Origin of the sequence: Variovorax sp. EBFNA2, assembly GCF_033802765.1 — a bacterium.
In the GTDB taxonomy this organism is placed as follows: domain Bacteria; phylum Pseudomonadota; class Gammaproteobacteria; order Burkholderiales; family Burkholderiaceae_C; genus Variovorax; species Variovorax paradoxus_H.
On sequence record NZ_CP138496.1, the window covers coordinates 3,814,236 to 3,831,804 of the forward strand.

The following is a 17,569-nucleotide window of genomic DNA, read 5'->3' on the forward strand; positions in this document are numbered from 1 at the left end:
CCCATGCGTCTGCGCACCATCGTCACCGCCCTCGCCTGCTGCCTCGGTGCCTCCCTCAACGCCGTCGCGGCGGATGTGAAGTCCATCTCCCGCCTTGCCGCGGGCCCCGGCAACATCCTGTTCATCGCCGACTGGAAAGCCGCGCGCGTCCACGCGCTCTCGCTACCTGCGGCACATCAGCAGCCGGCAGGCACGGCGTTCAACATCCTTGACCTGGAGAGCCTGCTCTCCGCCCAGGTCGGCGGCGCCAAGGTCACCGTCGAGGACATGGTCGTGCGGCCTGGCACCGCGCAGGTGTACGTGGCTGTGAGCTACGGCGCCGCGAAGACGCCGGCACTCATCATGGTCACCAGCGACAAGAAGGCGCGCCGCGTCGACTTGAAGGCGGCGGCCTCTACGTCGGTCGCGCTGCGCGACGCGCCCACCTCGGACTACAGCTTCTGGAAGGAAACGCCTGAGCGCAGCTTCACCGTCACCGACATGAAGTGGCGCGAACGCGAACTCTTCGTTGCCGGTCTCTCCAACCAGGACTTCGCCTCGACGCTGCGCCGGGTGAAGTACCCCTTCGACGCGAAGCAGTCGATCACCTCGGTGGAGATCTACCACGCGGGCCACAACCTGATCGAGACGCGCGCGCCGATCCGCGCGATGAGCTTTGCGAGCTGGGGCGGCAAGCCCTACCTGGTGGCCGCCTACACCTGCACGCCGCTGGTGACGATCCCACTGGATGACCTGAAGGACGGCTCGCATATCCGCGGCAAGACCGTCGCCGAACTCGGGTACGGCAACACGCCGGCTGACATGATTGCCTATCCGCGCACCGAGCAAGGCAAGACCGAAGACTTCCTGCTACTGGCGAACTTCGACCGTGTGTCTAACGTCATCCCCGTGTCGCAACTGGAGGCGACGGGTTCGCGTCCTGGCATCGAGAAGCAGGTGCCTTTCGGCCAGCTCGCGGGTGTCGAAGTCATGCAGGCCCCGCTGGCCGGTACGCTGCGGCTGGACAATCTCGACGAGAAATCGTTCGTCGTCGTGCGTCGCCGGCTCGAGAAGGACGCGCTGCAGCTCGTTTCCATCGGCAAGGAACTGAGTTTTCGGCTGACCGACCACGTCTCGGAGTACGCCTTCGCAGAGTACAGCTTCAAGGGCGATAACTTCCAGCTGCAGAACATCAAACCCCGGCAGGACATCCTGCTAAAGGACGAAGGCTTCCCGGACCTGATCAAGGCATCGGAGTAAGCCGTGCGTCTTCGCCGACTATGCGGTGCCGTGGCGCTCGCCGTGACGCTGGGCGCGTCGCACGCCGGACCAGCCGCGCCATCCCCCGCAGTTACGCAAATGGTGCGCGTTCAGCCGTCCGCTGGCCAGGTGCCGGCCAACCTGCTGCGCCTGTTCATCGAGTTCGCGACACGGATCGAAGGCCCGGTGCTGCCGAGGCTCGCACTGCTGCGCCCCGACGGAAAGTCGCTCACGCAACCGTTTCTCGAGCAGGAACTCTGGTCGCCCAGCGGTCGAGTCTTGACCGTGCTGATGCATCCAGGCCGCGTCAAGACCGGCTTGAACGCGCGTGACTCCCTGGGGCCGATCTTGGTCGACGGAGACGACGTGACCTTGACGCTTGACGACCATCCCATCCATCGCTGGCGCGTTGGCCCCCCGGACACGAGCGGTCCCGTGGTGTCGGCATGGCGCCTGTCGTCCGTGCGCGCCGCATCGAAACAAGCACTGGTCGTGACGCTGGACGAAGCCATCGATGGCCGGGAAGCCAACTACATCGCGATCGCAGACCCACACGGCCGGCGCGTAAGCGGCCAAGCCCTGCTGAAAAACGGCGAGCGCACTTGGTCGTTCACGCCATACACCGCATGGCGCGCAGGCGAATACCGATTGATCGCCCGCGGCACCCTCGAAGACCCGGCCGGCAATCGCCTTGGCGGACGCTTCGAAACGCCCGCAGATGCGCCGGCGGCTGCACTCGCCGATGCCGCACTTGCATTCACCGTGGGCTCGACCTCGTCATTGGCCAGCGCGCGTCGCCCTTGAACTGCCGAGCCTCATGCATTCGACGACACCGCGAGCCCCGCGCTGCTCGAAGCACCCGCAAATCAAATGTCCGATCCTACTTTCCACTTCAGCCTCCGGCTACCGCAACTGCGTCGCAAGCGACATGGCGCGGCGATGGTCCTTCTCGGCATCGTCGCCTGCATTTCGCAGGCGGCGCGCGCTGACACGCCTGCGCACCACCCCTCTTCCCTCTTCTCTCAGTTCGGCTCGGCGCACGGTACCCGCACGCTGACCGCGGGGCTGACCTGGGACCTGCCCTATCGATGGCAACTGGGGCCGGGCGAGCTGAGCAGCTATCTGGAGACCTCTTACGCGTACTGGCGGATCCAGGCGGCAGACCGCGCCGGGCTGTCGCACCTGTCGCAGCTCGCGCTGGTTCCCGTGCTGCGTTACCGCCCTGACGAAGGCTCCTCGCCGTGGTTCTTCGAAACCGGCGTCGGGTTGACCGCCACCTCGTCGCGCTACAGGACCCGGCAAAAGAGCTTCTCGACCAGCTTCAACTTCAGCACGCACCTGGCGGTCGGCCGCAGCTTCGGCGCGCAGCGCGAACACGAGATCGCGCTGCGCCTGGAGCATTTCTCGAACGCAGGCATCAAGCACCCCAACCCCGGTGAGAACTTCCTGCAGCTGCGCTACGCACGCAGGTTCTAGCGGCGCTGCGCGAGATAGCGCGCCGGTGGCTGGCCCATGGCCTTCCTGAACATGGCGATGAAGGCACTCACCGAGTCGTAGCCCAGGTCATTGGCCACCTGCTGCACCGAAAGGCCTGAGGTCAGCCATTGGAGAGCCACGATCAGACGCAGGCGTTGGCTCCAGCGGCCGAAGGACATGCCCGTTTCGAGCTGCACCAGGCGGGTCAGCGTCCGCTCGCTCATGGCCAGGCGCGACGCCCACTGCGCTGCGGTGGTCCGGTCCGACGGGTCGCGCATCAACGCATCGAGGAGCCGACGCAGGCGCGGCTCCTCCGACACCGGCAGGTACAGGGCCTCGGTCGGCATGCGCACCAGCTCGTCCAGCAGCACGGCATGCAGCCGCTGCGCCCGCGGTTCGCACTGTGGGTCCCCGGCCATGACGACCAGGCGAAGAATGAGTTCGCGAAGCAAGGGGCTGATGCCCAGCGCGCAGCAGGTCGGCGGCATGACCGCGGCAGCGTCTTCAACGAACAGAAAACAGACATTCCCGCCCGGCGACACACGCAGGCTGTGGGGCACGCCGCCGGGAATCCAGAAGCCACCGTGCAGCGGCGCCATCCACAGCGCGCCCGGCACCTCGCAGGTCACGGTGCCGCGCAGCACCATCGCCAACTGTCCCTGCCGATGCTGGTGCGTCGGCAGCTCTTCGGCCAGTGCATGGGCGTGAATGCGCACGGCGGCCACGCGGGCCTGCATCTTGTCGAACTCGAAGGACCAGGGGCCTTGCGCATGCGCATCCCCTGAGTCATGTTGACCGGATTTGCGCATATTCAGTCGGACCACAGGCATTCGAATTGGCGCATCGTCACTAGATTCGACCGTGGCATCCCGCATCTCCTCGGACCTCCATGCATTCTTCTCAACCCGCTGACTCCTCGCCCCGCGCCGCGCTTCTCATCGCAGGCATCCTGCTCATTGCGGCCAGCCTCAGGGCACCGATCACCACTCTGGGCCCCTTGCTCGAACCCGTGCGCGAGAGCTTCGCCCTCAATGCGTCGCAGGCCGGCCTTCTGACCACGCTGCCCCTTCTCGCGTTCGCGTTGGTGTCGCCGCTTGCCGCGCCCCTGGCACACCGGTTCGGCCTGGAGCGCGTGCTCTTCGTGTCGCTGGCGCTGCTGGTTGCCGGCATCGCCGTGCGCTCGGCCGGCACCGTGTCGGCGCTGTATGCGGGCACCTGCGTGATCGGCGGCGCGATCGCCATCGCCAACGTCCTGTTGCCCAGTCTTCTCAAACGAGACTTTCCCCACCATGTGGCCAAGCTCACCGCCTGCTACGCGTTGGCGATGATCGCCGCCGCGGGCATCGCATCGGCCGTTGCCGTGCCACTGGACCATGCACTGGGCGCCGGGTGGCCGGCCTCGTTGGGCATCGTCGCCGTGCTGCCCTTCGTCGCCGCGTTGCTGTGGCTGCCGCAACTGCGTTTTCGTACGGTCTCGGCGCCCGGCCTTCCCACAGGCGCGCGGGGAGCATCGGTGTGGAAGGCTTCGCTGGCCTGGCAAGTGGCCGGGTACCTGGGTCTCACCTGCTTCATCTACTTCGCGGCGATTGCATGGCTGCCTTCGATCCTGCAGGAGGCCGGCTTCTCGAGCGCGCGCGCTGGCACGCTGCACGGATGGATGCAACTGGCGGGGGCCGTGCCCGCGCTGTTGTTGATGCCGCTGCTGCATCGCATGCCTGACCAACGCTGGCTCGCCTTCGCCTCGCCCGCGCTGAGTGCCTTTGGCTTGGCGGGCCTGCTGGTCGTGCCTGCACTGACGCCGCTGTGGATCTTCGCCTTCGGCATGGGCATGGGATCGGCACTGATCCTGAGCCTGGCCTTCGTCGGACTGCGCGCCGGCAGCCAGCAAATTGCCGCATCGCTCTCGGGCATGTCGCAGTGCATCGGCTACCTGCTGGCGGCCGTCGGCCCGACCTTGATCGGCTTCCTGCATGAAGCTGCGGGCAACTGGACGATGCCGCTGGCGGTCTGCCTGGTGCTGTGCCTGGCGATGTGCGGACTCGGGCTGTCGGTGGGCCGAGCCGTGCACATCGGCCATTGATACGGCTGCGCCCGAAGCCACACAGCCCGCGGGCTGCATGTGCGCCACGGCCCGCTGCGCGCCGCTCAGGACCTTCACGTCGCTGTCCGATTCGCCGGGCTCGATGGGCGACATGCGTGCTCCAGGTGTCGGGGTTCACAGGGATCGTAGAAGCACCTCGTCGACCGCGGTAGGTGCCATGGCGTGACCGCGGTGTTGCCCTGCGCGCACCAATGCGCCGCGCACCGTCACCGCGATTGGTGCGCCGGCGACAACACGGCGCACCCCGGCAAATGCCTACCGCCTCTGCGCACGCCTGCCTAGCATCGACTCGTTCGCCAGCTCCTCCTTCACGACGCGAGGCCGACCGCCCCGCCGAAAGCGAAGAACTCACTTCAAACCAACGGATTCCTCATGAAGCTCTATCACATGCCCGGCGCATGCTCCCTCGCCGACCTGATCGTTCTCCAGTGGATCGGCGCAGACCACGAGCCCGTGCGCATGAGCCTGGAAAGCATCAAGTCGCCCGACTACCTTGCCATCAACGCGGGCGGCACGGTGCCGCTGCTGGCACATGGCGACCTGACGCTCACCGAGAACGTCGCCATCCTCGGCTACCTGGCGGACCTGTACCCCGAGGCGCGCCTGCTGGGCGACGGCTCGCCGCGCGCCCGCGCCGAGGTCATGCGCTGGCTGGGCTTTCTCAACTCGGATGTGCACAAGGCCTTCAAGCCGATCTTCGTGCCCCAGCGTTTCCTGAAGGACGCGGCGATGGCGCCCGTGCTGGCCGACAACGCGCGCGGCCATGTGCGCGACTATCTCGCGCGACTCGACGACCAACTCGAAGGGCGCGACTGGCTCACCGGCGAACGTTCCATCGCCGACCCGTACCTGTTCGTGCTCTCGCGCTGGTCGGCCGCCAAGAAGGTCGACATGCAGGGACTGGACAACCTCGCACGCTTTGTCCGGATGATGGACGGCGACGCCGGCGTGCAAGCCGCGCTGGACGCAGAGCGCGATATGCCGCAGCAAGCCGGAACGCCATGAGACTTTCGCTGGCCGTTTGCCCCCAAGCCTGCGAACCGCGTTGCGCCACCTCGGGCGCGCTCGCCCGCTGGTACGCCGAACAGCCCGCCGTGCGGCGGCTGTGGGCCGTCCAGGCGACGGACGAGCCCATGCTGCGGGTCATCGTCATGCTGGAACCCTCGCTGGACGGCGACGAGATCAGCCCCGCCTGGATGGCGCACGGCAGCCGTTGGGCGCGCGATCTGCGCGAACGGCTGGCCGGCACCGTGCAACTGGAACGCATCGACGGGCCGTTGCCCGACGAGTTCGAGATCGAAGGCGAAGGTGCCGTACTTGCGGCGCTGTGCTGGCGCGATTCGACCGCGCCCGACGCCTGAACCCTTTCCCTTTTCCCTCACACCACACCCGGACCTTCACCATGAGCAAAGTTCTCGTTCTCTACTACAGCATGTACGGCCACCTCGAAACGATGGCCCACGCGATCGCCGATGGCGCGCGATCGGTCGAAGGCTGCGAAGTAGCCCTCAAGCGCGTGCCCGAGACCATGCCGGCCGACGCGTTCCGCCAGGCCGGCGGCAAGGCCGATCAAGCGGCACCGATTGCCACGGTGGCGGAGTTGCCGGACTACGACGCGATCATCTTTGGCGCACCCACGCGCTTCGGCAACATCGCCGGGCAGATGCGCACCTTCCTCGACCAGACCGGCGGCCTGTGGGCCTTGGGCGCGCTCATCAACAAGATCGGCAGCGCCTTCACCTCGACAGGCACGCAGCATGGCGGACAGGAAACCACCCTCGTGTCGCTGCATTCGACGCTGCTGCATCACGGCATGCTGGTCGCTGGCGTGCCGTACTCGTGCACAGGCCTGACGAACATGGCCGAGATCACCGGCGGTTCGCCCTACGGCGCCGCCACGCTGGCCGGCTCCGACGGCAAGCGCACGCCCTCGGATAACGAGCTGTCGATCGCCCGCTTCCAGGGTGAACACGTGGCGCGGCTCGCGGCGCGCCTGGCAGGCTGAGACTGCCATGTCCACTCGCCAGAGTGAAGTCGCTGGTGTCGAGGCCGTCATCCTGCCGCCAGTGCGCGATCTCGGAGACGGGTTCAAGGTTCGGCGTGCCTTGCCGTCGGCGCACCGGCGGATGGTCGGGCCGTTCATCTTCTTCGACCACATGGGACCTGCGACCTTCGCCGCTGGCCAGGCCTTCGACGTGCGACCGCACCCACACATCGGTCTGGCCACGGTCACGTACCTGATCGCGGGCGAGATCACGCACCGCGACGGCCTGGGCAACGTGCAGGTCATCCGCCCGGGCGAGGTCAACTGGATGACCGCGGGTTCAGGCATCGTCCACTCCGAGCGCACGCCCCCCACGCAGCGCCGGGCCGGCGCGTCGCTCTTCGGCATCCAGGCCTGGGTGGCGCTTCCGACAGCGCACGAGGAGGCCGAGCCGGGCTTCTTTCATCACGCCGCCACGACCATTCCCCGCACGGCATCGGAGGGCGCCACATTGACGCTGATCGCCGGACGCAGCGATGGTCTGGTATCACCGGTGCGCACGTACTCCGACATGGTGTACGCCGACATCGTGCTCGAGGACGCCGCGCGCTACCAGGTGAAGGCAGAGCACATGGAGCGCGCGGTCTATGTGGTGTCAGGCGCCCTCGAGGTCATTGGCCAAGCCGGCCGCTTCGAAGCCGGAGAACTCGTGGTTTTCAAGCCCGACGCCGAACTCGTGTTGCGCGCGGCCGGCGCTGCGCGGCTGATGCTGATTGGTGGGGAGCCGTTTGCCGAGCCACGGTACATCGAGTGGAACTTTGTCTCTTCTCGCGCCGAGCGCATCGCACAGGCCAAGGACGACTGGCGTGCACAGCGCTTTGCGGGCGTACCCGGCGACAGCGAATTCATCCCCCTGCCTGCGGACACGCCGCCCGCAGGCTCCGCTTCGGCGTGAAGAAAGAGGCTCGATCATGGCCCAAGGCACAGCGCGCATCGGACGCGACCACTACCGCACGCAGATCGACCTGGCCAGCGGCCAAACGCTCGTCTCGGACGAGCCCTCCGTTCTTGGCGGCGAAGGCGCCGGAGCCACGCCCTACGAACTGGTGATCGCCGGCCTGGGGGCATGCACCGCCATCACGCTGCGCATGTATGCCGACCTGAGGAGCTGGCCTCTCGAATCGGTGCAGGTCGACCTGCACCTGTCCCGGGAAGACAACGCCATGGTGATCGAAAGATCGCTGCGCCTGCTCGGTGTGGACGACGCCCAGAAGGCGCGCCTGGTCGACATCGCCGAGCGAACCCCGGTGACCCTGACGCTCAAGGCCGGCATCCCAATCCGAACGCATCTGCTCTAGACACAGGAACTCGCCCCGTGCCAACACGCCCCTTCGAAGTCATCAATGCCCAGGGACACCGCCTGTCAGGCAGCCTCGAAATGCCAGAGGGCATTCAGCGGGGTTGGGCGCTTTTCGCGCACTGTTTCACCTGCGGCAAGAACAACCTCGCGGCCGTGCGCATCGCTCGCGCGCTGGCCAGCGCGGGTATCGGCGTACTTCGCTTCGATTTAACCGGGCTGGGTGACAGCGAGGGCAGCTTCGCCGATGCGAGCTTCTCGCTGAACGTGCAGGACCTCGTGTGCGCCGCCGATGCCATGAAAGCCGCCGGCATGCCGGCGCGCCTGCTCATCGGTCACAGCCTGGGCGGCTCCGCCGTGCTCGCCGCGGCAGGCCGCATCGCGACCGCGCGAGCGATTGCGACCATTGCCGCGCCGTTCGACGTGGCCCAGGTGCTGCACCTGCTGGACCCGGCGGGTCTTGCGCGCCTGGAGACCGAGGGGCATGCGCTGGTCCAGGTGGTCGGACGGCCCATGGCGGTGGGCAGGGCCTTCGTGGACGACTTGCGCGCACACGACCCGGGTGCGCGCATCGCGGCACTGCATCGGCCGCTGCTGCTGTTGCACGCGCCGCAGGACCGGACGGTCGACATCGAGAACGCCACGCGCATCTTTCTGGCAGCAAGGCACCCGAAGAGTTTCGTCTCGCTCGATGATGCGGACCATCTGCTGTCCAAGCGCGAAGACGCCGAACAGGTCGCGCACCTCATCGCGACCTGGGCGGCCCCCTACCTGCCCGAGCCGCCCGCCGGGCACCCCATCGCGGCGGATGCCGAGGCCGAAGAAACGGGCTTGGGCAAATTCCAACTCGCGCTGCGCTCGGGCGGCTCGCGCTGGCTCGCCGACGAACCCGCCACGGTGGGCGGGCTCGGTTCAGGACCGACACCCTACAACCTCCTGTCGTCCGCGCTCGCCGCCTGCACGACCATGACGCTGCGCCACTACGCCGACAGCAAGGGCTGGCCGGTCGCGCGCATCCGCACCGCGGTGAGCCACCGAAAGGACAAGTCGGCCGCCCCGCCCGATGTCTTCAGCCGCCGGGTGTCCATCGAGGGCACCCTCACGCAAGCGCAACGCGAGGAGCTTCTTGAAATGGCGCAGCGATGCCCCGTTCACCGAACGCTCGAAGCGGGCGCGCGTTTCGAGCCTGTGGAAGGGGAGCCCCCGGCATGAGCGAGGCGCCGCGCCAAGCAAGCACACACCGCCTTGCGACACCCGAAGGTCCCCCGCGGAGCCCGCCTTCCTCTCACGAAGCGGCCGCAGATCTCATTCATCGGTGCGTCGAACGCAGCGGCCTATGCATGGGCCTGGTCGGGCTGGCCAAGCTGCGTGTCGCCCAGGTTCATGGATGCGACGCGCGCATCGACGCCCACTTCCTGTCCCTGATCGATGCGGGCTTTTCGATCGACAAGCTCGTGCTGGTGGCCGATTGGCGCGAAGCGGGCGCGGCACTGCGGCCACAGGAGCAGACCGCGCTCGCATGGGCGGAGGCGCTGGCGCGGCGAGGCACGACACCCGCTCACGATGCGCTCTGCCAGGAAATCCTCGCGCTGATGGGGCAAGAAGCGCTGGTGGGCTTGAGCCTTGCCATCGCACTGGAGAACGCACTGAGCCAGCCGACCCGCACGCCTGCACAGGGCGGCCGACACCAGCGACCGCTGCATCAGGGAAAGGACCAACGATGACTGCACTCGTCGCTGCGGCTGGTGCCGGCGCACCAGGACGTGCTGCCAACGCGCGATTGGTGCCTTGCAGACAACACCGTGATCCATCGCACAGGCCTACCGCACCCCAGGACCCGATCCTACGATTCATCCATCGCATCAACAAAGGCAAGACCATGATCAAGATCGCAAGAAGCCTCGGGCTCACATTCCTGCTCGCCGCAGGCGCTGCCCTGTCACAGCACGCCGCCGCGCACGGCGGGCCCAAGGACGCCAAGGTGACGCCGCTGCTGACCCAAGAGATGAAGGACATCCCCGGCAAGGAAGTGCTGATGATCACGGTGGACTATCCGCCCGGCGCCGCCGACCCCGTGCATCGTCATGACGCCCACAGCTACGTGTACGTGCTCGAAGGCTCGATCGTGATGGGCGTCAAAGGCGGCAAGGAAGTCACACTCAAGCCCGGCGACACTTTCTACGAAGGCCCCGACGACATCCACACCGTCGGACGCAACGCAAGCAAGACCAAACCTGCGAAGTTCGTCGTCATGCTCGTGAAGAACAAGGGCGCCGAGTTCTTCATTCCAGTGAAATAACCCACCGGTTGCATTCCACCCGCCGCAACGAAGATGACGGGTGTCAGATCGCCGAGGCGGCTGTAATGAGGCGTGCACTTTCCACCCGTTCGTGCACGGGACAGACTCACGTCGGCGCGGTGTCCCCGCGTAAATCCGACCAGCAACACGGCGACGCGGCGGGTGGAAGGCATCCCTTGCTTCCTGCAACAGGAAGCCGGCACACGCATACAGGACCCCGCCATGAAACTCTTCTACATGCCAGGCGCCAGTGCGCTGGCCGATCACATCGTGCTCGAGTGGTCCGGCCAGCCGTACGAGACGGTGCGCATGGACCGCCACAGCATCAAGACGCCGGAGTACCTGGCGCTCAACCCGACGGGCACAGTACCGCTGCTTGTGGATGGCGACTTCACGCTGACCGAGAACGTCGCCATCCTTGGCTACCTTGCGGACCTGCATCCGCAACTGCAGCTGGCTGGCGACGGTTCGCCGCGCGCGCGGGCGGAGGTGATGCGCTGGCTCGGTTTCCTGAACTCCGATGTGCACAAGGCGTTCAGGCCGATCTTCTTTCCCGAGCGCTACCTGCCGGACGACGGCCAGGCGGCGCGACTGGCTGCCACTGCGCGCAGCCACGTGCGCGAGTACCTCGCGCGGCTCGATGCGCAACTCGCCGGACGCGCATGGCTCACGGGCCAGCGCTCCATCGCCGATGCCTATCACTTCGTGATGCTGCGCTGGGCCATCGGCACGAAGGTCGGCTTGCACGGCTTGGACCACCTGACGGCCTTCGTTCGCCGCATGCATGCCGATGAAGGCGTGCATGCGGCGCTCGTGATGGAGGAAGGGCTGGCGCCGCGTACCCAACATGCGCGCAGCGCCCCGGATCAGCTGATGCGCCTGAACGAACGAATCCGCGACAACCTGGCCACCACACTGGCCGCCGAAGTGGTCGGCGTGGTCGAGTACAGCGAAGGCGACGGCCCCGAGCTCGAAGTGCGCCGTGGTCTCGTGCAGGTCGAAGTCGCCCGGATGGACACAGTCTTCAGCTGGCAGGACGAGAACTACCGTGCGCAGGCGGCCATTCCGTTCCAGAACTTCTCGCGTTACGTCAGCAATGGCGCGATCCGGCTCGACCTCTAGGCCCCTCCATGACCCCAGCCCCGGCCCCCTCCGAGCCGTCCGTGCCCGTGCCGCGTGAGTCGATGGACTACGACGTCGTCATCGTGGGCGGTGGACCCGCCGGCATGGCGGCGGCCATCCGAATCAAGCAGATCGATGCAGGCCTCTCGGTCGCGGTGCTCGAAAAAGGCAGCGAGCCCGGTGTGCACACGCTCTCAGGGGCGGTGATGGACCCTCGCGCCATCGACGAGCTACTGCCCGACTGGCGCACCTTGGGCGCGCCCCTGAGTCAACCGGTCACGCGCGATGAGTTCCTGTTCCTTGGCAAGCAACGTGCGATGCGCGCGCCCCGTTTCCTGACACCGCAGTGCTTTCGCAACGAAGGCAACTTCGTCGTGCGCCTCGGCCTGCTGGTCAAGTGGCTGGCTGCGCACGCGGAGAGCCTTGGCGTCGAGATCTTCGCGGGCTTTGCGGCGACTGAGATCCTCTACGACCCGCAAGGACGCGTGGCGGGCGTGGCCACCGGCAACATGGGTGTGGGCCGCGACGGCGAGCCGACGGCCGCGTTCCAGCCCGGCGTCGAGCTTCGGGGCAAGTACACGATCTTTGCCGAGGGCGCGCGCGGACAGCTCGGGCGGCAATTGATCGCCAGGTTCGGGCTGGACGCAGGGCGGGATGCGCCCAGCTACGCCATCGGCCTGAAGGAGCTGTGGGAAGTCGCCCCTTCCCGCGCCGAACCGGGCCTGGTCGTGCACACCGCAGGCTGGCCCATGGACCGCGAAACGTTCGGCGGCGGCTTTCTCTATCACCTCGACGGCAACCAGCTGGCGCTGGGCTTTGTCCTCGGGCTCGACTACCGCAACCCCTGGCTGAGCCCGTTCGAAGAGTTCCAGCGCTGGAAGACGCACCCTGCAATCCGCCGGCATCTCGATGGCGGCAAGCGCATCGGCTACGGCGCACGGGCCATCAACAACGGCTTGCCGCAGAGCCTGCCGCGCACCGTGTTTCCCGGTGGTGCGCTGGTCGGTTGCGAGGCGGGCTATCTTAACGCCGCGCGCATCAAGGGCAGCCATGCGGCCCTCAAGACCGGCATGCTGGCCGCGGAAGCCGCCTGCGCGGCGCTGCACGCCGGGCGTTCGGGCGACGAACTTGCGGACTATCCGCGCGCCTTCGAAGGCAGCTGGCTGCGCACGGAGCTGCACCAGTCCCGCAACTTCAAGCTGTGGTTCAAGAAGGGCTCGCTCGCCGGCACGCTGATGACCGGCGTCGAGCAGTGGCTCATGCCCAAGCTGGGCATTGCCGCGCCGCCCTGGACGCTGCACAACACGCGCCCGGACCACGCGAGCCTGCGGCCTGCGGACCAATGCCAGCCCGTCGCGTATCCGAAGCCGGACGGCGTGCGCAGCTTCGACCGCCTGAGCTCGGTCTATCTGAGCAACACGCACCATGCGGAAGACCAGCCGGTGCACCTGACGCTGCGCGATGCGGCGGTGCCGGTCGACGTCAACTTGCGCATGTACGCCGGCCCCGAAAGCCGCTACTGCCCCGCCGGCGTCTACGAGTTCCTGCAGAACGACAAGGGCGAGGACCGGCTGCAGATCAATGCGCAGAACTGCATCCATTGCAAGACCTGCGACATCAAGGACCCGACCCAGAACATCGTGTGGATCGCGCCCGAAGGGGGCGACGGTCCCACCTATGCATCCATGTAGATCGACCTGTTCGCCGCCGGCGAACGCCAAGGAGCCCATGCCATGAAGATCCCCCTCCCCTTGCCATCGTCCCAGCCGCAGGTGCGCGCATGACCGCCGGCTGCACGCACTTGGCCCAGATCCGCCCCGTCACGCCGAACACCAATGGATGCGAGGAATGCCTGCGCACCGGCGGCCGCTGGGTTCACTTGCGCATGTGCCTGACCTGCGGGCACGTCGGGTGTTGCGACTCGTCCCAGGGAAAGCACGCGACCGAACATTTCCACGAGACCGGCCATCCGGTCGTGCAGTCCGTAGAGCCCGGCGAATCCTGGCGATGGTGCTATGTCGACAAGCAGCTTGTCTGAGCCTCGGCTGCGATGCGATCGATCTCCACCTACTTTTCAGAGCCTTCCCATGAGCCCGCAACTTTCCGCTTTTGATCACAACGACACCGCCGATGCGGTGTTCGACGCCACGGGCATCGCTGCCCGCGCCAAGCGCGCCGGCGACCTGGCGGCTGACGCGACGCTGCCGGACGGCTCTGGCCGCCTGGTTCGTCTGTCGGACGTGTGGCGCAAGGGACCGCTCGTGCTGGTCTTCTACCGCGGCGGCTGGTGCGGCTACTGCAGCCTCCAGCTGCGGGCCTGGCATCAGCGCGCAGACGAGCTGGCACGACTCGGTGCCACGCTGCTGGCGATCTCGCCGCAGACGCCCGACCACTCGATGCGCACGGCCGAGGACAACCAGCTCGCGTTTACCGTGCTCAGCGATTCGAACCTCGAGGCCGCCAATGGCTTTGAGCTGGCCTTCACGCTGCCGCCCGAGCTTGTGAACTTCTACGGTTCGGTGGGCACCGACATTCCCGTGCTGAACGGCAATGGCTTGTGGGTTCTGCCAGTTCCGGCGACCTATGTGATTGACGAGGAAGGCCGCATCCGTTTCGCCCACATCGAGGAAGACATTCGAAAGCGCGCGGAGCCGGCCGATGTGTTGCACGTCATCGCAGACATGGTGAACGCCCGTGCTCTTTCGGTGGCGACCGGCAGCTGACGGCTGCAGCGCCCCAATGCGATGAAGCCCGCCAAGGACTGGCAGGCTTCCTTCGCTCGGACCCAACGTGCGTGGCTCAGTTGGGCGTGCCGCCGGGAACGGGCTTGCGGCGATTCGGCTTGCGCGCGTCGCGCGTCTGGTGGCGCTTCTCACCGGCGACGGCGGCCCTGTCCGTTCCGATCGCGCCTCCTTCGGCGGTCTTGTCCGTGTCGCCCGTGGGGGGGGCGATCTTGCCCTGCGTCTTGGCCGCCACCCTGGCCTGCGCGCGCACCTGTGGCTTGCTGTCGGTGATGGGCTGGTTCTCCGCCGATTGTGCGAAGACGCTCGCCGCGGCCAGGAAGGCGGCGGTCATGACGGTGATGTGCTTGAACATGGGATTGGCTTTCCGAAAGTGAATGGGATGACGCCGCGTTGGCCCGGGCGCCCCAAAAAATTCTAGGACGCGGTCTCGCCGCTTTTCACTTTCGACTGGTGCCATTTCGGAAACATGCCGAGTCCCCCGCGGGATTGTTGCGCGTGGGGCAACACCGTGAGGCCTCGCGCGTGGCTACCGGTCGCGACCTCCCGAACCTACGCTACGTCCCTGTCTAAGCGATCTTCGCAAACGGACGACTCAGCCGATTCTGAGTCCAGGCATGCGCCACCCATTCCCAGGAGCCAGTCATGACCCAACGTGTCAACTATGTCGAGCAGTCGCCCGAACTCTTCAAGAAGTTCGTCGAGTTCCTCAATGCCATCAAGGAGGGCGCGATCGAAGAGCCGCTTCGCAACCTCGTGTCGATCCGCACGTCGCAGCTCAACGGCTGCACCTTCTGCCTGGACATGCACGTCAAGCAGGCCAAGATCCAGGGCGAGCGCGAGCTGCGCCTGTACCACCTGGCCGCATGGCGCGAATCGACGCTGTTCATCCCGCGCGAGCGTGCGGCGCTGGCCTGGACCGAAGTGCTGACCAAGCTGCCCGAGCAAGGCGTGCCCGACGACATCTACGAGCGCGTGCGCACACAGCTGTCGGAAAAGGAAATCTCCGACCTCACCTTCCTCGTCATGTCGACGAACGCCTGGAGCCGTCTGAACATCGCCTTCAAGAGCGTGCCCGGCGCCTCCGACAAGGTCTTCGGCCTGGACAAGGCGAAGCTCGCCTGAGCCCCGCTGGCAGGAACCGTTTCCCATCAACCACCCGGCCCCTTGCGGGCTACAAGGAAATCATCATGAAGATCGTTGTCATCGGCGGCTCGGGCCTCATCGGTTCGAAGGTCGTCAGCAAGCTGCGCGACGCCGGCCATGAGGTCGTCGCCGCATCGCCTGCCTCGGGCGTGAACACCATCACCGGCGAAGGCCTGGCCGAGGCCCTGCAAGGCACGCAGGTGGTGCTGGACGTGGCGAACTCGCCTTCGTTCGAGGACAAGGCCGTGCTCGAGTTCTTCGAAACCTCGGGACGCAACCTGCTCGCCGCGGAAGCCGTGGCCGGCGTGAAGCACCATGTGGCGCTGTCGGTGGTCGGCACCGATCGCCTTTCCGAGAGTGGCTACTTCCGCGGCAAGATCGCGCAGGAGAAGCTGATCCGCGAATCGAAGATTCCTTACACCATCGTCCATTCGACCCAGTTCTTCGAGTTCCTCGGCGGCATCGCTCAGTCGGGCACCGACGGCGACACCGTGCACCTCTCGCCGGCCTTCGTGCAACCGATCGCATCGGATGACGTCGCCGCCGCCGTCGCGGACTACACCCTCGGCAGCCCCGTGAACGGTGTGGTCGAGATTGCGGGCCCAGAGCGTGTTCGCTTGTCCGATCTGGTGCAGCGTTTTCTCGCCAAGACCAACGATCCGCGCAAGGTCGTCCAGGACGTGCACGCGCGTTACTTCGGCGCGGAACTGAAGGACGACACGCTCGTGCCGGGCCCCAACCCGCGCATCGGTGCGCTCAACTTCGAAGCCTGGTACGCGCTGCCCAAGCCCGCACGCTGACACGAAGCCCGCCCTCGGCCGCGCCCTGACGCGACCGGGGGCTGCTGCCCCAAGGCTCCCCTCCCCCTCCTGGTGAACCCCATGCCCGACAGCCTCCAGCGCTCCACATTCGCCTCATCGAACCTGGCCGACGTCAGCCGCGGGCGCTATGTCATCGATCCCGTCCATTCGCATGTGCTGTTCAGCGTGTCGCACTTCGGCATCTCGACCTACCACGGCGAATTCACCGCGCCTTCCGGCACACTCGACATTCCACTGTCTGCAAATGGCAGCCAGACGCGCCTGGCGGTGTCCGTACCGGTCGCCAACGTGAGAACGACGAGCCGGATCCTCGACGACGAACTCAGAAGCCGCGAGTGGCTCGATGGTGAGCGGTTTCCATCGATCGCGTTCGATTTCGCTGCGCCTCTTTCCCTGTCCGAAAATTCGTTTCAGGTGGCTGGCGCACTCACCTTGCACGGCGTGACGCGCAACCTCACGTTCGACGTGAGCTTTGTCGGCGCCGGCATGAATCCGGCCAAGCAGATTTACACGATCGGGTTCGACATCCGGGGGCGCATTCGCCGCAGCGAGTACGGCGTCACCACCGCGCTTCCGATGATTGGCGACGAACTCGGCCTCGTCATCAGCGCGGCCTTCGAACTCGAAGTTTCGGCGGCCTGAGCGCAGCGCTCCTCTCCTCGAATTGAACGGAAGCCTGGAATGCCCACGCAGAAAGACAAAGCCGGCGTCGTCGCAGCGAAAGCGGCGCAACGCGGCCGATTACAACCCCCTTCCGTCGCGCTGCTCGACAGGTACAAGGGGCAGGAATTCGACCCGATCTATTCGACGGTCGTCACAGTGAGCGGCGGCGAAGCCGAACACGGACGGGCTTCGGGCGTGGCGCGCTCTGACGACGGCAACCTGAACGTGCAGCTTCGCCTTCCCACCGCCCTGGGCGGCAACGGCGACGGCACCAACCCGGAGCAGCTGTTTGCAGCCGCGTATGCCGCGTGCTTCCATGGAGCCTTGAACCTGCTGGCCGCGAAAAGAAGGATTCCGGTTCACGACGCCAACGTGCAGATGTCCGTCGCTTTCGGTCGCGACCCCGTCGACGGGCTGTTCATGCTCACGGCCGATGTCCGGATTCACTTGCCCGACGTCGAAAAAAGCGTGGCCGAGGAACTGGTACGCAGCACCGAGAGGTTCTGTCCGTACGCCAAGATGGCGCGCAGCGGCATCACCACCATCGTGGCACTGGCAACCTAGGAGTCTCCCCTCCGCGCCCCCTCGACGGCGCATCCATACCTTGCCTCGAGAAGTAC

At 66.5% G+C, this 17,569-nt stretch carries 22 protein-coding genes; 20 read left to right on the forward strand and 2 right to left on the reverse strand.

The window, feature by feature from the left end:
- Window positions 1–3 precede the first annotated feature (3 nt).
- The 3 genes from RZE79_RS18060 to RZE79_RS18070 all read left to right on the forward strand — a co-directional run bounded on the left by RZE79_RS18060 (window position 4) and on the right by RZE79_RS18070 (window position 2,715).
- Window positions 4–1,239: a hypothetical protein gene (locus RZE79_RS18060; protein WP_319355719.1), complete on the forward strand. Its 1,236-nt coding sequence runs from the start codon at window positions 4–6 to the stop codon at window positions 1,237–1,239.
- Between the two features lie 99 nt (window positions 1,240–1,338).
- The gene (locus tag RZE79_RS18065) at window positions 1,339–2,043 is read left to right on the forward strand and encodes a hypothetical protein (protein ID WP_319355720.1); all 705 of its coding nucleotides are present in this window, start codon (window positions 1,339–1,341) and stop codon (window positions 2,041–2,043) included.
- A gap of 66 nt (window positions 2,044–2,109) precedes the next feature.
- Window positions 2,110–2,715: an acyloxyacyl hydrolase gene (locus RZE79_RS18070; protein ID WP_319355721.1), complete on the forward strand. Its 606-nt coding sequence runs from the start codon at window positions 2,110–2,112 to the stop codon at window positions 2,713–2,715.
- Here RZE79_RS18070 and RZE79_RS18075 read toward each other — a convergent pair.
- Window positions 2,712–3,524: a helix-turn-helix transcriptional regulator gene (locus RZE79_RS18075; protein WP_319355722.1), complete on the reverse strand. Its 813-nt coding sequence runs from the start codon at window positions 3,522–3,524 to the stop codon at window positions 2,712–2,714. The two genes, RZE79_RS18070 and RZE79_RS18075, sit on opposite strands and share 4 nt — an antisense overlap.
- A gap of 80 nt (window positions 3,525–3,604) precedes the next feature.
- Here RZE79_RS18075 and RZE79_RS18080 point away from each other — a divergent pair, with 80 nt between their 5' ends.
- The 13 genes from RZE79_RS18080 to RZE79_RS18140 all read left to right on the forward strand — a co-directional run bounded on the left by RZE79_RS18080 (window position 3,605) and on the right by RZE79_RS18140 (window position 14,301).
- Window positions 3,605–4,795 carry an MFS transporter gene (locus tag RZE79_RS18080; protein WP_319355723.1) on the forward strand — a complete coding sequence of 397 codons (1,191 nt, stop codon included), beginning with the start codon at window positions 3,605–3,607 and terminating at the stop codon, window positions 4,793–4,795.
- Window positions 4,796–5,188: 393 nt separating this feature from the next.
- Entirely contained in the window at window positions 5,189–5,821 is a 633-nt protein-coding gene (locus RZE79_RS18085) for a glutathione S-transferase family protein (RefSeq protein ID WP_192195757.1), read from the forward strand.
- Window positions 5,818–6,177, forward strand: a complete 360-nt coding sequence (locus RZE79_RS18090; RefSeq protein ID WP_319355724.1) for a hypothetical protein — start codon at window positions 5,818–5,820, stop codon at window positions 6,175–6,177. The genes RZE79_RS18085 and RZE79_RS18090 overlap by 4 nt, the downstream gene beginning before the upstream one ends.
- A 41-nt stretch (window positions 6,178–6,218) precedes the next feature.
- The gene (wrbA, locus tag RZE79_RS18095) at window positions 6,219–6,821 is read left to right on the forward strand and encodes an NAD(P)H:quinone oxidoreductase (protein WP_319355725.1); all 603 of its coding nucleotides are present in this window, start codon (window positions 6,219–6,221) and stop codon (window positions 6,819–6,821) included.
- A 7-nt stretch (window positions 6,822–6,828) separates the two neighbouring features.
- Window positions 6,829–7,755: a pirin family protein gene (locus RZE79_RS18100; protein ID WP_319355726.1), complete on the forward strand. Its 927-nt coding sequence runs from the start codon at window positions 6,829–6,831 to the stop codon at window positions 7,753–7,755.
- Between the two features lie 16 nt (window positions 7,756–7,771).
- Complete coding sequence (locus RZE79_RS18105; protein WP_319355728.1) at window positions 7,772–8,158, forward strand: OsmC family protein; 387 nt, start codon at window positions 7,772–7,774, stop codon at window positions 8,156–8,158.
- 17 nt (window positions 8,159–8,175) lie between these two features.
- The gene (locus RZE79_RS18110; RefSeq protein ID WP_319355729.1) at window positions 8,176–9,369 is read left to right on the forward strand and encodes a bifunctional alpha/beta hydrolase/OsmC family protein; all 1,194 of its coding nucleotides are present in this window, start codon (window positions 8,176–8,178) and stop codon (window positions 9,367–9,369) included.
- Window positions 9,370–9,497: 128 nt separating this feature from the next.
- Window positions 9,498–9,881 (forward strand): carboxymuconolactone decarboxylase family protein, encoded by a 384-nt coding sequence (locus tag RZE79_RS18115; protein ID WP_319355730.1) that lies wholly within the window; start codon window positions 9,498–9,500, stop codon window positions 9,879–9,881.
- A gap of 155 nt (window positions 9,882–10,036) precedes the next feature.
- The gene (locus RZE79_RS18120; protein WP_319355731.1) at window positions 10,037–10,456 is read left to right on the forward strand and encodes a cupin domain-containing protein; all 420 of its coding nucleotides are present in this window, start codon (window positions 10,037–10,039) and stop codon (window positions 10,454–10,456) included.
- Window positions 10,457–10,678: 222 nt separating this feature from the next.
- Window positions 10,679–11,578: a glutathione S-transferase N-terminal domain-containing protein gene (locus tag RZE79_RS18125; protein WP_319355732.1), complete on the forward strand. Its 900-nt coding sequence runs from the start codon at window positions 10,679–10,681 to the stop codon at window positions 11,576–11,578.
- An 8-nt stretch (window positions 11,579–11,586) separates the two neighbouring features.
- Window positions 11,587–13,269, forward strand: a complete 1,683-nt coding sequence (locus RZE79_RS18130) for an electron transfer flavoprotein-ubiquinone oxidoreductase (protein ID WP_319355733.1) — start codon at window positions 11,587–11,589, stop codon at window positions 13,267–13,269.
- Window positions 13,270–13,358: 89 nt separating this feature from the next.
- Complete coding sequence (locus RZE79_RS18135) at window positions 13,359–13,616, forward strand: ubiquitin carboxyl-terminal hydrolase 14 (protein WP_192195748.1); 258 nt, start codon at window positions 13,359–13,361, stop codon at window positions 13,614–13,616.
- 49 nt (window positions 13,617–13,665) lie between these two features.
- The gene (locus RZE79_RS18140) at window positions 13,666–14,301 is read left to right on the forward strand and encodes a peroxiredoxin-like family protein (protein ID WP_319355735.1); all 636 of its coding nucleotides are present in this window, start codon (window positions 13,666–13,668) and stop codon (window positions 14,299–14,301) included.
- Window positions 14,302–14,377: 76 nt separating this feature from the next.
- On the opposite strand, the gene RZE79_RS18145 is transcribed toward RZE79_RS18140, so the two are convergent.
- Window positions 14,378–14,674 carry a hypothetical protein gene (locus tag RZE79_RS18145; protein ID WP_192195746.1) on the reverse strand — a complete coding sequence of 99 codons (297 nt, stop codon included), beginning with the start codon at window positions 14,672–14,674 and terminating at the stop codon, window positions 14,378–14,380.
- 290 nt (window positions 14,675–14,964) lie between these two features.
- On the opposite strand from RZE79_RS18145, the gene RZE79_RS18150 reads away from it, so the two are divergent.
- The 4 genes from RZE79_RS18150 to RZE79_RS18165 all read left to right on the forward strand — a co-directional run bounded on the left by RZE79_RS18150 (window position 14,965) and on the right by RZE79_RS18165 (window position 17,513).
- A complete protein-coding gene (locus tag RZE79_RS18150; RefSeq protein WP_192195745.1) occupies window positions 14,965–15,444 on the forward strand; it encodes a carboxymuconolactone decarboxylase family protein in 480 nt (159 codons plus the stop codon).
- Between the two features lie 65 nt (window positions 15,445–15,509).
- Complete coding sequence (locus RZE79_RS18155; protein ID WP_162587707.1) at window positions 15,510–16,265, forward strand: SDR family oxidoreductase; 756 nt, start codon at window positions 15,510–15,512, stop codon at window positions 16,263–16,265.
- 81 nt (window positions 16,266–16,346) lie between these two features.
- A complete protein-coding gene (locus RZE79_RS18160; RefSeq protein WP_319355739.1) occupies window positions 16,347–16,928 on the forward strand; it encodes a YceI family protein in 582 nt (193 codons plus the stop codon).
- Between the two features lie 39 nt (window positions 16,929–16,967).
- Complete coding sequence (locus tag RZE79_RS18165) at window positions 16,968–17,513, forward strand: Ohr family peroxiredoxin (RefSeq protein ID WP_319355740.1); 546 nt, start codon at window positions 16,968–16,970, stop codon at window positions 17,511–17,513.
- Window positions 17,514–17,569 lie beyond the last annotated feature (56 nt).

What these genes read in the sequence shown, in the direction of transcription:
- RZE79_RS18060 (WP_319355719.1), top strand. Translation starts at nt 4, where the DNA reads ATGCGTCTGCGCACCATCGTCACCGCCCTCGCCTGCTGCCTCGGTGCC.
- RZE79_RS18065 (WP_319355720.1), top strand. Translation starts at nt 1,339, where the DNA reads ATGGTGCGCGTTCAGCCGTCCGCTGGCCAGGTGCCGGCCAACCTGCTG.
- RZE79_RS18070 (WP_319355721.1), top strand. Translation starts at nt 2,110, where the DNA reads ATGTCCGATCCTACTTTCCACTTCAGCCTCCGGCTACCGCAACTGCGT.
- RZE79_RS18075 (WP_319355722.1), bottom strand. Translation starts at nt 3,524, where the DNA reads ATGCGCAAATCCGGTCAACATGACTCAGGGGATGCGCATGCGCAAGGC.
- RZE79_RS18080 (WP_319355723.1), top strand. Translation starts at nt 3,605, where the DNA reads ATGCATTCTTCTCAACCCGCTGACTCCTCGCCCCGCGCCGCGCTTCTC.
- RZE79_RS18085 (WP_192195757.1), top strand. Translation starts at nt 5,189, where the DNA reads ATGAAGCTCTATCACATGCCCGGCGCATGCTCCCTCGCCGACCTGATC.
- RZE79_RS18090 (WP_319355724.1), top strand. Translation starts at nt 5,818, where the DNA reads ATGAGACTTTCGCTGGCCGTTTGCCCCCAAGCCTGCGAACCGCGTTGC.
- wrbA (WP_319355725.1), top strand. Translation starts at nt 6,219, where the DNA reads ATGAGCAAAGTTCTCGTTCTCTACTACAGCATGTACGGCCACCTCGAA.
- RZE79_RS18100 (WP_319355726.1), top strand. Translation starts at nt 6,829, where the DNA reads ATGTCCACTCGCCAGAGTGAAGTCGCTGGTGTCGAGGCCGTCATCCTG.
- RZE79_RS18105 (WP_319355728.1), top strand. Translation starts at nt 7,772, where the DNA reads ATGGCCCAAGGCACAGCGCGCATCGGACGCGACCACTACCGCACGCAG.
- RZE79_RS18115 (WP_319355730.1), top strand. Translation starts at nt 9,498, where the DNA reads ATGGGCCTGGTCGGGCTGGCCAAGCTGCGTGTCGCCCAGGTTCATGGA.
- RZE79_RS18120 (WP_319355731.1), top strand. Translation starts at nt 10,037, where the DNA reads ATGATCAAGATCGCAAGAAGCCTCGGGCTCACATTCCTGCTCGCCGCA.
- RZE79_RS18125 (WP_319355732.1), top strand. Translation starts at nt 10,679, where the DNA reads ATGAAACTCTTCTACATGCCAGGCGCCAGTGCGCTGGCCGATCACATC.
- RZE79_RS18130 (WP_319355733.1), top strand. Translation starts at nt 11,587, where the DNA reads ATGACCCCAGCCCCGGCCCCCTCCGAGCCGTCCGTGCCCGTGCCGCGT.
- RZE79_RS18135 (WP_192195748.1), top strand. Translation starts at nt 13,359, where the DNA reads ATGACCGCCGGCTGCACGCACTTGGCCCAGATCCGCCCCGTCACGCCG.
- RZE79_RS18140 (WP_319355735.1), top strand. Translation starts at nt 13,666, where the DNA reads ATGAGCCCGCAACTTTCCGCTTTTGATCACAACGACACCGCCGATGCG.
- RZE79_RS18145 (WP_192195746.1), bottom strand. Translation starts at nt 14,674, where the DNA reads ATGTTCAAGCACATCACCGTCATGACCGCCGCCTTCCTGGCCGCGGCG.
- RZE79_RS18150 (WP_192195745.1), top strand. Translation starts at nt 14,965, where the DNA reads ATGACCCAACGTGTCAACTATGTCGAGCAGTCGCCCGAACTCTTCAAG.
- RZE79_RS18155 (WP_162587707.1), top strand. Translation starts at nt 15,510, where the DNA reads ATGAAGATCGTTGTCATCGGCGGCTCGGGCCTCATCGGTTCGAAGGTC.
- RZE79_RS18160 (WP_319355739.1), top strand. Translation starts at nt 16,347, where the DNA reads ATGCCCGACAGCCTCCAGCGCTCCACATTCGCCTCATCGAACCTGGCC.
- RZE79_RS18165 (WP_319355740.1), top strand. Translation starts at nt 16,968, where the DNA reads ATGCCCACGCAGAAAGACAAAGCCGGCGTCGTCGCAGCGAAAGCGGCG.